The organism is Frankia sp. CcMO1, from assembly GCF_977945845.1.
On record NZ_CDWTMG010000002.1, the window covers coordinates 74,775 to 87,024 of the forward strand.

Below are 12,250 nucleotides of genomic sequence, written 5' to 3' on the forward strand. Positions count from 1 at the left end.
GCTCTGAGGACGGTGGGGCGGAAGCCGCCCTCGGCGCGGTGGGTGTCCACACTCATTTGTCCTGTATCTGTCCTGTATCTGTCCTGTATCGACCTGCCGGGGCCCCGGACCGGGTCGAGGGATGCGCCGGATCGGCCCGTTCGATCCCACCCGTGGGCCGCCGGCGACGGCGGTGTGGTGCACAGCGCGTGGCGCGCGCTGTAACGCCCTCGTCAGTAGGCTCGCAGGCGTTCTGTGCAGCTCTACGTATCCCAACCCGTAACGACCGCATCCGACTGGACGGACCGTGGATCTTTTCGAATACCAGGCGAAGAAGCTGTTCGCCGAACATGGCGTACCGGTGCCCACCGGGAAGACCGCGACCACCCCCGAGGAGGCCTGCGCGATCGCCACCGAGCTCGGTGGCAAGGTCGTCGTCAAGGCGCAGGTCAAGACTGGAGGCCGGGGCAAGGCCGGTGGCGTCAAGGTAGCCGACGGGCCGGATGACGCCTTCGCGAAGGCGACAGCGATCCTCGGCATGGACATCAAGGGCCACACAGTCCACTCGGTGCTCGTCGAGGAAGCCAGCAACATCGCCGAGGAGTACTACGCATCCTTCCTGCTGGACCGGGCGAACCGCACCTTCCTCGCCATGGCCTCCCGGGAGGGCGGCATGGAGATCGAGGAGGTGGCGGCGACCAAGCCGGAGGCGCTGGCCCGGATCGCGATCGACCCGCTCAGGGGAGTCGACGCGGCCAAGGCGCGCGAGATCGCGGTCACGGCGAAGCTGCCCGAGGCGGCTCTGGACGGCGCGAGCGAGCTGCTGGCCAAGCTCTGGACCGTGTTCCTCAAGTCGGACGCCACCCTCGTCGAAGTCAACCCGCTGATCCTCACCGGTGACGGCCGGGTCGTCGCCCTCGACGGCAAGGTCAGCTTGGACGACAACGCCGACTTCCGCCACCCGGAGCACGAGGCGTTCGTCGACGTGGCCGCGGTGGACCCGCTGGAGCAGAAGGCCAAGGAGAAGGGCCTCAACTACGTCAAGCTCGAGGGTGAGGTCGGGATCATCGGAAACGGTGCCGGCCTGGTCATGTCCACCCTCGACGTGGTGACCTACGCCGGGGAGGAGTTCGGCGGCAAGCGCCCGGCGAACTTCCTCGACATCGGCGGCGGCGCGTCCGCCGAGGTCATGGCAAACGGTCTGTCGATCATCCTTGGTGACCCGGCGGTCAAGAGCGTCTTCGTCAACATCTTCGGTGGCATCACCTCCTGCGACGCGGTGGCCAACGGCATCGTGCAGGCCCTGAAGATCGTCGGCGACGTCAGCGCCCCGCTGGTGGTGCGCCTCGACGGCAACAACGCCGAGGAGGGCCGCCGCATCCTGGCCGAGGCGAACCTGCCGGTGGTCAAGCCGGTCGACACGATGGACGGCGCGGCGAAGCTCGCCGCCGAGCTCGCCGCGGCCGCGGCCTGACCTGGGCGAAGGGGATTGCGAACCGATGGCTATCTGGCTTGACGAGAACAGCCGGGTGGTGGTGCAGGGCATCACCGGCTCGGAGGGCAGCAAGCACACCCGCCGCATGCTCGCCGCGGGCACGAACGTCGTCGCCGGCGTGAACGCGCGCAAGGTGGGCCAGCAGGTCGAGGGCGTGCCGGTGTTCGGCTCCGTCGCCGATGCGATGGCGCAGACCGGCGCCAATGCCTCGGTGATCTTCGTTCCGCCCGCGTTCACCAAGGACGCGGCGATCGAGGCGATCGACGCGGCGATCCCGCTCGCGGTGGTCATCACCGAGGGCGTGCCGATCCACGACACGACCGAGTTCTTCGCCTACTCCCAGTACAAGGCGACGACGCGGATCATCGGGCCGAACTGCCCGGGTATCGCGAGCCCCGGTCTGTCCAATGCCGGCATCATCCCGGCCGACATCACCCCCGGCGGGCGCATCGGCCTGGTCAGCAAGAGCGGCACGCTGACCTACCAGATGATGTACGAGCTGCGGGAGTTCGGCTTCTCCACCTGCGTCGGCATCGGTGGCGACCCGGTCATCGGCACCACGCATATCGACGCGCTCGACGCCTTCCAGGCCGATCCGAACACCGACGCGATCGTGATGATCGGTGAGATCGGCGGCGACGCCGAGGAGCGGGCCGCGGCGCACATCGAAGAGCACGTGACCAAGCCGGTCGTCGGCTACGTGGCCGGCTTCACCGCGCCGGAGGGCAAGACGATGGGCCACGCGGGCGCCATCGTGTCCGGTTCGTCCGGTACCGCGCAGGCCAAGAAAGAAGCCCTGGAGAAGGCCGGCGTCCGGGTTGGCAAGACCCCGTCGGAGACCGCCCGGCTGATGGCTGACATCATGCGGTCGTTGTAGGCCTGTCCCGATGCCGAGCCCCCGCGGGACGCGGGGGCTCGGCATCGGGACAGGTAGGGGTCTTGGCCGCGGGGCTTCGGGGACGGACGTCTTCCCTTCGCTTCCGACGGCTGCAAGACTTCTGCATCGGTGCATCGACGGCTCTCGTCTCCGCACCGACCGACCAGACGAAGTGGGGTTGCCGTCGTGGCACAGATCGGCGGTCGTACCGTCGCCACCAACGACATCGGGGTGGTCGCCTCTGGGGCGGTCACGTTCATCGTGAGCTTCCTGCCGTGGTATTCGGTGAGCCTGGGGTTTTTCGGCCGCTCGGCGGAGGCTCACAAAAACGCCTGGGGGCTCGGGTTCAACTCCTGGTTCCCGGTGTTCCTGGTGGTCGTGGTCGCCGGTCTGGTGACGGCGCGCGTCGCCGCCAACGTCCGCATCCCGGACGTTGGTCCGGTCTCGATCCTGTGGATACTGCCGGCCGTCTCGGCGTTCGCCGTCCTTCTGCTGTTGATCAGATGGATCCGGTTCCCCGACGTGCCGAGCGGGGTGGACGCCGGGCCGAGTTTCGGGTTCTACCTCGCCTTGCTGCTGACGATCGTGCAGACCGTCTTCGGTGTGCTCACGGCGCTGGCGAGCGGAGCGCCCATTCCCGGCCGTCCGGGTGCCCGTCCCACCGGGCCCGGTCAGCCGGGCGCCTGGCCTCCGTATGGTGGTCAGCAGCCGCCCTACGGTCAGCCCTACGGCCAGCAGCCCACTCCCGGTTACGGCCAGCCGCCCACGGGGTACGGGCCGCCGCCGGGCTATGGGCCGCCCGGTCAGCCGCCCACGGGCTACGGTCAGCCGCCTGTCGGCGGATACGGCGCGCCGCCCGCCGGCGGGTACGGGCAGCCGGCCCAGCCGGGCGGGTACGGGCAGCCGTCGCAGGGTCAGGCTCAGTCGCCCCCAGGTTATGGCCAGCAGCCGCCTCCGCCGGGTGGTTACGGCCAGCAGGAGCCTCCTCCCGGTCGTTGATCCGATACGTGCCCGCCTCCATGCAGCCGCCCAGACTGCCGCGACGCCTTGCCGATCGGATCTGGCAGCGGGGCGGACGGCCCCTGGCGGAGGCGGTCGCCGCGTCGGCTGCGGGCCTGATGTTCATCGAATTCGTCGTTCTGGTTGTGTGGGGAGCCGACACCGGCTCCTCCACCGGACCCGCCGCGGCTCTGCGCGTCGGAGCCGATCTGTGGCTTGCCGCTCACGGAACGACGCTGCGGCTCCCTGACGGGATCATCGCGTTCCGGCCATTGGGCCTCGCCCTCTTTCCGCTGGCCGCGGCGCTGAGCGCGGCACATCGGCGGGCGAGCGCGGCACCGCTGCAGTCGCATGCCGTTCTCAACCGGACGCCCCTGGGCCGAGTGTCGCTGAACCGGGTGTCGCTCGGCCGGATGCCGCTGGGCCGGGTGTCGCGGTTGCGGCCTGCCCGGCTCGGCGGAGGGCGCTCCGCCGCTTCGGTGGCGGACCTCGGGGACTCCCGCGGGGGCCGCTGCCGGTCGGATGGCGCCGTCGGGGTCCCTTGGCGAGCCGTGGCAGGCGACGTCATCGGCGTCGTGGGCGCCCAGACTCTCTTCGTCGTGGTCGTCGCGCTCATCGTGCGCACGCACTCGGTACGGCCGACCCCCGGTTCTGCGGCGCTGGGGACGGTCGCGTTCGGGATACCGGCCGCCCTGCTCGGCGCGCTGGCCGGCCGCCATCGGCTGCGCACGGCATGGCGGATGCTGCCCGTGATGCTGCGCGTCCCCCTGCTGTCCGGCGCGGCGGCGTTCATGGCGCTGCTGGCGGCCGCCGCGTTCGGGGTCGCGCTGGTGCTCGCGGCGACCGAGCCCGAGGTCGCCGCCGCCGAGCGCTCGCTCGACGTGGGCGTGCTCGGGGGTCTCGGGCTCACGGCGACCCAGCTTGCGCTGCTGCCCAACCTGGTCCTCTGGGGTCTGTCCTACGCCCTCGGACCAGGATTTCGAACGGGTCCGGGTCTGGTCCGGGCGGATGTCGTCCGCCCGGCCGACCTGCCGGACCTCCCGGTGCTGACGGCCCTTCCGCCGAGCGCGTTACCCAGGCCCGGGTGGCTTGTGCTGGCGCTGGTGCCCGTCGTGGCCGGCGTCGTGCTTACTGTCATGGTCCATCGGGCGAGCCTGGGACGCCGCTCCCGGGCTCGCATCCTGACCGTCCTGCTCGGGGCGGTGGTCTGCGGTGTCCTCGTGGGTCTGGCGGTCCAAGTGTCGATGGGACAGGTCGGGACCGTGACGGGTCAGGGTAACCACTATGGTCCCTCGTCCGGATGGCTGTGCGGCCTGATTGCCGGGGGGGAGACCGCGCTTGTCGGACTCCTGTTGATCGGCGGCATCGACCTGGCGGCCCGTCGGGCCGAGCGGCCGTTCGTCGCCGACGACGCGGCGGCGCCCTCCTGGTGGCGCAGGCTGCAACCGTCCGGCTCATGGTCGTCAGCCCGGCTGTCACGACGACACCCCTGACCGGCCTCGCGGCCCCGCTGCCGCGGCCTCCTCGAGGTCTGTGGGCCCGCAGCTCCCCGCCCGGCGGGGACCTTTCCCCGCCCGCTCCCTCCCCGCTTGCCCGGCACCCCGTCGGCCTCCGAAACTGTCTGCGCCGTCGGTTACCGTGACCGCACTGGATCATCTTCACGGAGGTCGTCGTGGCGGTCACGGTCGCCCGTATCCGGGCTGAAGCACTTCGCCTGCGGGAGCTGGGCTGGTCCTATCGCCGTATCGCCCGAAGACTGCAGACCCGCCATCACCTGAGCGCGCTCGCCGCGTTCCGCCTCGCGCACGGCTGGACGCAGGAGGAGGCCGCACGCCGCTGGAACGAGCGGTGGCCCGGTTCGGGGCCGGCCAAGACCGGTAAGACCTTCTCGTACTGGGAGAGCTGGCCGGCCAAGGGCGGCCGGGCGCCTTCCACACAGGTCCTGTCACGGCTGGCTGAGCTCTACCTGTGCCGGTCGGGTGATCTGCTGGACGGGCGGGACTACGGCGAGCTCGATGAGGGCTTCGAGGGAGGTGCGGGCCCCGCGGCCTCCGCCGGGTGCACCTGTGCAGCGGGCGGCACGGGTGGGGATGAGGAGGACGGGTGTGCGGGGCTGCGCTCGTTGGCTGACGGGCTGTCGTCTCCGGCGGCCTGCGAGGTCCCGTCCGCCCAGGCCATCGACGCGTGGCTGGCAGATCTCCTCGCCGGATGGGTTCCGGCGGCATGATCGGCAGCCCCGGGCTCAGGTGGCTGCCTGGCGGGCCGCGCCCGGCGGGCGCCGGTGCGCGCGTTTCCGGCGGGAAGCGGCGGAGCTGGTCGAGTCAGTACAGTCGAACCGGCCATTGTTCCGCCGCCGTCCGCAGATGGCGGTTGCGCAGCGGGCGGCTCGTCGTGTCGCCCGATTCTGCTTACGGAGTGTGTCTGTGTCTGCTCGTCTCGTCGCGCTCGCCTCGGGAGCGGGAACCACCCTGCAGGCGATCCTCGACGCAACCGCGGACCCCGGGTTCGGCGCGGCGGTCGTGGCGGTCGGCACCGACCGCTATGGCACCGGCGCGGAACGGCGGGCCCGGGCGTCGGGGGTCCCGGTGTTCATCGTTCGTCTCGAGGACCACGCGGACCGGGATGCCTTCAACGCCGCGACGGCCGGGCGGATCGCCGAGTTCGCGCCCGATCTGTTGGTCCTGGCGGGCTACATGAAGATTCTCAGTGCCCGGGTGATCGGCCGGTTCCGGACGATCAACACCCACCCGTCGCTGCTGCCCGCCTTCCCGGGAGCCACCGCGGTGCGTGACGCGTTGACCGCCGGGGTGAAGGTCAGCGGGGTGACGGTGCACTGGGTCGACGAAGGCGTTGACACCGGTCCAATCATCACTCAGCGGGCGGTGCCGGTTGAGCCAGGCGATACCGAGCAGACACTTCATGCACGGATCCAGAGCGTCGAGCGAGGACTGTTCGTCGCGACGATCGGCGAGATCGTGCGGGCCGGGAGCGGCGACTCGGCCCCGGCCGGACCTCGACGGGGCGAGGATGGGTCTCCCGCATCGGTAGAAGTTTGGATACAGGAGGAATCATGACGTCATCGGGCGAAGGTGTGGCCGGCGAGGGCGGGGCTGTCCGCGGATCCGAGCCCGGCGAAGTGGTCCCCACCGGGCGGCGGCCGCTGCGACGGGCGCTTGTCAGCGTCTACGACAAGAGCGGGCTCGACGTCCTCGCGGAGGCGTTCCTCGTGGCCGACGTCGAGGTGGTCTCGACCGGTTCGACCGCCGACGTCCTGGCCCGTCACGGGCTGGCGGTCACACCGGTGAGCACCGTGACCGGCTTTCCGGAGGTGCTGGGCGGTCGCGTCAAGACGCTGCACCCCCACGTGCACGCCGGTCTGTTGGCCGATCTGCGTAACGCCGAGCACGCCGCGGCGCTGGCCGAACTCGACATCGCCCCGTTCGACCTGGTCGTCGTCAACCTGTATCCGTTCGCCGCGACGGTCGCCTCCGGTGCGAGCGAGGACGAGGTGATCGAGCAGATCGACATCGGCGGTCCGGCCATGATCCGCGCGGCGGCGAAGAACCATGCGTCGGTCGCCGTCGTCGTCACACCCGGCGACTACACCGAGTTGGCCGCCGCAGTCCGCGGATCCGGATATGATCTTCCCGCTCGCCGTCGGCTCGCCGCGAAGGCGTTCGCCCACACCGCGGCGTACGACATCGCCGTGTCTTCGTGGTTCGCCGGCGCCGTCGCGCCGGACGAGGTGGCGCGGGAGAGCGGATGGCCCGACGTGCTGTCCGCGCAGTGGCACCGTACGGAGGTCCTGCGTTACGGCGAGAATCCCCATCAGCGCGCCGCGCTCTACGTGGAGAGCGACGCCGGGGGTCGGCCCGGCCTCGCCTCGGCCCGTCAGCTGCACGGCAAGCAGATGTCCTACAACAACTACACCGACACCGACGCCGCCCGCCGAGCAGTGTTCGACTTCACCGAGCCCGCCGTGGCCGTGATCAAGCACGCCAACCCCTGCGGCATCGCGGTCGGCGCCACCATCGCCGAGGCCCACCGCAAGGCGCATGCCTGCGACCCGGTCTCCGCCTTCGGCGGGGTGATCGCGACCAACCGTCCGGTCTCGGTCGAGCTCGCCGAACAGATCGCGGAGATCTTCACCGAGGTCGTCGTCGCACCGGCATACGAACCCGCCGCGGTGGAGATCCTCTCCCGTAAGCCGTCGATCCGGCTGCTGGAGTGCCCGCCGCCGCCGCACCAGCGCGGGATCGAACTGCGTCAGATCAGCGGAGGCCTGCTCCTGCAGTCGCGGGACGCCGTCGAGGCGCCGGGCGACGAGCCGTCCGGATGGACGCTGGAGGCGGGATCACCTGCGGACGAGGCCCTACTGGCCGAGTTGCGGTTCGCCTGGCGGGCGGTGCGCTCGGTGAAGTCGAACGCCATCCTCCTCGCGTCCGGCGGTGCCACCGTCGGCGTCGGGATGGGCCAGGTGAACCGGGTGGACGCGGCCCGGCTCGCGGTGACCCGGGCCGGGGACCGGGCGAAGGGGGCCGTCGCCGCGAGCGACGCCTATTTCCCGTTCCCTGACGGCTTCGAGGTGCTCGCCGAGGCGGGGGTGCGGGCCGTGGTCGAACCGGGCGGGTCGGTGCGCGACGAGCTCGTCATCACGGCCGCCCGAGAGGCCAGCGTCACGCTCTACTTCAGCGGTGTCCGCCACTTCGCGCACTGACAGCGGGCCACCAGGCCGGTGGCACCGGCGTATGTTCCGCCAGCCACCGGCCGAAGCCTTTGCCGAGGAGTCGTCGGCGGCCCCGGCACGCATCTCTTCACCAGCGCATGTCTTCACCGGAATCGGCGGCCCCATCGCAGATGCCCGTCCGTACGCCGATACTCCAGTTCGATCGAAGGAGTCGACTCGCCGGTGTCGCCGGTGTCGCCGGCGATCCCGGTGCCGTCGCTCGCCACGACGCCGGGCGCCCCCGGCGCGTCGGTGCGGGTGTCCGGTCGGGCACTGGGCAGGCGTCCGGGACGCTGGTTGACCTCCGGTAGATGATCACTGTCAGGCCGATGATCGGCCTGGGACAGCGACAGTCCGGCCGCGGCCGCGCCGGGCCGGGCTCCCGTCCGCTCGTCCGCTCCGGATGGCCATAGCGGACCGGATGGCCATAGCGGACCGGACGACTGCTGATCGGTGCCCGGTCGTCTGTCCCCGGACGTTCTGTCCCGACCCGCCGGCCGGCTGGCCTCGGTCGATGTTCCGACCGGCTCTGGTGGCTCTGGTGGTTCGTCCGTGGCGCCGCCCAACGGCGCCGTGCGCCGTTCGGTGCCCTCACTTCACGAGGCGGCGTTCGCCTCCGCGGCTGCCGAGCCCCGACGCCCGCTGGCGCTGCCGTTGGACGTCGTCGCCGTCGGGCTGGCCGCCGCCGCGAGCGCACCGCCGGGCTGGTCGCCGTTCGGCACATAGCGATGGGCGACCCAGTCCAGGGCGTCGCGCCAGCTCGCGCCGTAGAGCACTGAGATCCGATCCGCTGTCTGCCTCGCCAGCGCCTGGACGAACACTCGGTCGTCGCTGTCCAGGTGTCGGGCGTCCCCGAAGGTCTCCCAGGCCCGGAACATCAGTTCCTGCAGCTTCTTGCTGTGTGGTGATTCGTCTGTCACGTCACGCTCCATCCCACTTGGGCACTGCGGCCGGAAGTCTGCCCTAAGCCTGCATGATGCCTATAGGGGACGTAATGAAGTAACAAATACGTGATCGAGAGCATCATCGCAGGTCACAGGCCTGTGGAGGGTTCGAAACGCGCAAGTTATTTCATTTCGACTCCATAGGTGGGGGTGTTGCATATTGTGCGCGTGATGTGTTCGGATGGGGTAATCGCATCTTTGACCGCTGGCATGTGATATAGGGCGGTTATCCCCCGCTCCGGCAGGTCGTGGCATCGGGCAGATCGCCGTGGTGGAGGATCCGCCGCCCGACGGGCCGGCCGTTCACCGGGCGCCGTTTCGGGACAGCCCTGCGTCTGGAGACGTAGAGACTCGAGACGCAGAGATACGGGCCGCGTCGAACGATCTCGGCTTGCGGCCGGGAGACGCTGGGGCCGGCGAGTGGGATGTCGACACCCGGCCCGCGCCCCGCCCCGCCGTGCGCCGCCCCGCCGTGCGCCGCCCCGGCGTGGCCCCGCCGTGCTCTCGTGCGTCCGTGGGCGCCGGATGCCGCAGGCGGCCTACCGTGTGTTGGTAAGGACCGATGTCCTGGTTGGATTGGTGTTCGATGCATCCTGCACTCGGGTGGAAGCCGTCGCCGATGATGGCGGGGACGCCACCATGTCCCGTACGGGGCCACTGTCCAGCAGGAGATCCCAACCGCTGCCGGAGGTGAGGGTGCCCGACGCGGTGCGCGGCTCCGGCCCGGCTCGACCCGGGGGTGATCCAGGCCGCCCCGGGCCGGGGGGGCGGTACCGATCCGGCGGACATGAGGCGCCCGATCCCCGGGCGGAGCGGGCAGAGCTGCCGCTGCGCCGCGCTGGGGCGGAAGCGGATCGGCGGCGTCCGTCGTGGCCGGGCACCACCCGCGTCGACGTCTTCCGTCCGATCGAGGATCGTGACGAGCGCCTTCCCGCCGAGTATCGCGGGTTGCGTCGGTTCGACCGTCCCGTTCCGCCGGCACCGGCCCCGCTGGCCGCCCCGGGTCAGCCCGGATCGTCCCCACCGGAGCGGGTCGAGGGCGACGGCATCCCATCGCACGACCCGTGGCGTCCGGTGTCCTCCCCGCTGGTCGGCCCCGAGGAGCACCGGAAGTCGGCGGTCGGTGCGGAGCCTGGGCCACCAGTGGCAGGGACCATCTCCGGATCCCGGAGAACACCGGTCCCAGCTGCCTCCCCGCCACCATTCGTCACGCCCGGCGCACCCGCCGGGGCCGGGACTGCCGGGCCCGGGACTGCCGGGCGTGACGACGGGGGCGGGATCGGCGGCTGGCTACGGCGGGAGGCCACCTTCGCGTTGGTGCTCGCCGGGGTCACCGTCGGGCTGGTGCTGGTCTTCCAGGACAGATGGCGCCGAGGAATGGTGGTCGTCGGCGTGGTCCTGGTGATGGCCGCTCTGGCCCGTTTGGTGCTGCCGGCACGGCGGATCGGCCTGCTGGCGGTGCGGGGGCGGGCCTTCGATGTGGGTATTCTCCTTCTGTTTGGAGTATCTGTGATAATCCTCACATTCGCCGTTCCCTATATCGGCCCGTGACGGGTTAGCGTAGGCCGTGGCGGGTTAGCGCAGGCCGGTCATGGTGCGCCGCATCGCCAGACGGGTCAGGGAACTCGCCGGGATCGTGCCGCGGCCCAGTCCGATCTCGACGAGCGTGTCGTACAGCTCGGTACGAGTGCGGGCGGCCCGCACCGCCGCGTCCATCAGCGTGCGGCGCCGCCCGGCGAGACCGGCCAGCAGGGCCGTGTGCCGCAGATGCCGTCCCAGCTCCGCGTCGAGAGCGCGTCGGTAGACCCGGCCCGCGCTGGCCGGGTGCGCCGCGCGGACGGCGGCATGCCCGGCCAGCGACCCCGACAGCACCGCGTAGTAAATGCCCTCCCCGGTCAGGGGGTTGATCAGGGAGGCCGCGTCCCCGGCGAGCAGCACGGGACCGTTCGGCTGCCGGGGGCGATGGGTCGACAGCGGCAGATGATGGGCCCGCAGCGTGGCCGGATGCGCCGGTGTCTCGGGCAGCATGCGGGCGAGCGTGCGGCGCAGGACGGTCTTGGCGCTCGTTCCGTCCGTCCCGCCGGCCAGCCGGGACCGCAGCATCCCGTAGCCGATGTTCGCACGGCCGTCGCCGATCGGGAACGACCAGGCGTAGGCCGGCCAACCCTCGTCGGTCATGTGGATGAACTGTTCGGGGGGGCCGTCGTCGAAGGCGACGTCGGTGTAGGCCCGCACGGCGATCGCCATCGCCTCGGGGGGGTTACCCGGCAGCCCGAGCCCGCGGCGTACCGCGGAGTTCGCGCCGTCCGCGCCGATGACGACCCGCGCCGTGAGCGTGCCGTTGACCACGACGACCGGCTCCCGTCCCCGACCGTCCAGGCGCGGCCGGTCGGTAAGTTCCAGGGACCGCACGCGCCGCTGGATCAGCTGAGCCCCACGTGCCTGGGCCGCGGCCACGAGACGGGCGTCGAAGACCTCCCTGGGTACCACGTAGTTGGCTCGGGCCGAGGGAGTGGCCACCTCGGCGCCCCCTGGGGTGCGCAGGCGCATGCGGTCCACCGGCCGGTACCCGGCGACCGCATCGGTCACGCCGAGATCACGCAGGACGTCCAGGCCGTGCGGGGCGATGCCGTCACCGCAGGTCTTGTCCCGGGGGAACTCAGCGGCGTCGACGATGACGACGTGTGCGTCCGGGCGTTCTCGCAGGGCGCCCAGAGCCGCCGCGCTGCCGGCCGGGCCGCCCCCGACGACAAGGACGTCGATCGTGCGGGAAAGTAGATCGACCGCCTCGTCCACGCGCACGATCGGGGTGGCGACGGTGATCGTGTCAGCGTCCTTGACTGGTCCTGCCGTTACGTATTGTGGTCCTGCGGTTTCCGTGATGTCACGTCTCCCCGCCCGCTCCCGCGGACCTGAGCCGTCCCTCGGATCCACGCCGTCCCTCGGGGTCACGCCGGATCCTCGGGCCTCCGTGGTGGCGTTCTCTCCGGGGTGCTCGTCACGCGGGGCGGGCGGGCCGGACGAGGATGTGAGGGTCTGCACGCCAGCCAGTCTCGCAGCCGGCTGCCCCCCGGTGGACGCATGCCCCGCCTCGCCCGGCCCGCGGGGTGGACCGGGTGCCCGGGTCGTCGGGACCGGCGGGAAAACCTCGTACAGCGCGGAACGTGGTAAACATTCACCTGCTTTAGCGATCTTGCTGTGGGTGACGGTTCACGGGCATGGCTGTGGGC

General features: G+C 71.1%; 11 protein-coding genes. 8 read left to right on the top strand and 3 right to left on the bottom strand.

Annotation, left to right across the window (positions count from 1 at the left end):
• Positions 1-286 precede the first annotated feature (286 nt).
• From sucC to purH, 7 genes are all read left to right on the top strand, one after another.
• Positions 287-1,453: an ADP-forming succinate--CoA ligase subunit beta gene (gene sucC, locus AC08OU_RS00895; protein WP_476601909.1), complete on the top strand. Its 1,167-nt coding sequence runs from the start codon at positions 287-289 to the stop codon at positions 1,451-1,453.
• Between the two features lie 25 nt (positions 1,454-1,478).
• A complete protein-coding gene (sucD, locus tag AC08OU_RS00900) occupies positions 1,479-2,351 on the top strand; it encodes a succinate--CoA ligase subunit alpha (RefSeq protein WP_462203621.1) in 873 nt (290 codons plus the stop codon).
• Positions 2,352-2,537: 186 nt separating this feature from the next.
• Positions 2,538-3,350, top strand: coding sequence for a hypothetical protein (locus AC08OU_RS00905; protein ID WP_476601908.1), 813 nt, complete (start codon positions 2,538-2,540; stop codon positions 3,348-3,350).
• Between the two features lie 20 nt (positions 3,351-3,370).
• Entirely contained in the window at positions 3,371-4,843 is a 1,473-nt protein-coding gene (locus AC08OU_RS00910; RefSeq protein ID WP_476604081.1) for a cell division protein PerM, read from the top strand.
• A gap of 179 nt (positions 4,844-5,022) precedes the next feature.
• Positions 5,023-5,577: a helix-turn-helix domain-containing protein gene (locus tag AC08OU_RS00915; protein ID WP_476601906.1), complete on the top strand. Its 555-nt coding sequence runs from the start codon at positions 5,023-5,025 to the stop codon at positions 5,575-5,577.
• A gap of 196 nt (positions 5,578-5,773) precedes the next feature.
• Positions 5,774-6,424 (top strand): phosphoribosylglycinamide formyltransferase, encoded by a 651-nt coding sequence (purN, locus tag AC08OU_RS00920; protein WP_476601828.1) that lies wholly within the window; start codon positions 5,774-5,776, stop codon positions 6,422-6,424.
• Positions 6,421-8,067, top strand: coding sequence for a bifunctional phosphoribosylaminoimidazolecarboxamide formyltransferase/IMP cyclohydrolase (gene purH / locus AC08OU_RS00925; protein ID WP_476601829.1), 1,647 nt, complete (start codon positions 6,421-6,423; stop codon positions 8,065-8,067). Before purN ends, purH begins: the two co-directional genes overlap by 4 nt.
• Before the next feature lie 605 nt (positions 8,068-8,672).
• Here the strand turns inward: purH and AC08OU_RS00930 are convergent.
• Together AC08OU_RS00930 and AC08OU_RS00935 are read right to left on the bottom strand one after the other, a co-directional pair.
• Positions 8,673-8,996 (bottom strand): hypothetical protein, encoded by a 324-nt coding sequence (locus tag AC08OU_RS00930; RefSeq protein WP_462189215.1) that lies wholly within the window; start codon positions 8,994-8,996, stop codon positions 8,673-8,675.
• A 250-nt stretch (positions 8,997-9,246) separates the two neighbouring features.
• On the bottom strand, positions 9,247-9,612 hold the full coding sequence (locus AC08OU_RS00935; RefSeq protein ID WP_476601830.1) for an FHA domain-containing protein: 366 nt from the start codon (positions 9,610-9,612) through the stop codon (positions 9,247-9,249).
• A 104-nt stretch (positions 9,613-9,716) separates the two neighbouring features.
• Between AC08OU_RS00935 and AC08OU_RS00940 the strand changes: the two genes are divergently transcribed.
• Positions 9,717-10,571 (top strand): DUF3017 domain-containing protein, encoded by an 855-nt coding sequence (locus AC08OU_RS00940; protein WP_476601831.1) that lies wholly within the window; start codon positions 9,717-9,719, stop codon positions 10,569-10,571.
• A gap of 24 nt (positions 10,572-10,595) precedes the next feature.
• Here the strand turns inward: AC08OU_RS00940 and AC08OU_RS00945 are convergent, their stop codons facing one another.
• A complete protein-coding gene (locus tag AC08OU_RS00945; protein WP_476601832.1) occupies positions 10,596-11,816 on the bottom strand; it encodes an NAD(P)/FAD-dependent oxidoreductase in 1,221 nt (406 codons plus the stop codon).
• Positions 11,817-12,250 lie beyond the last annotated feature (434 nt).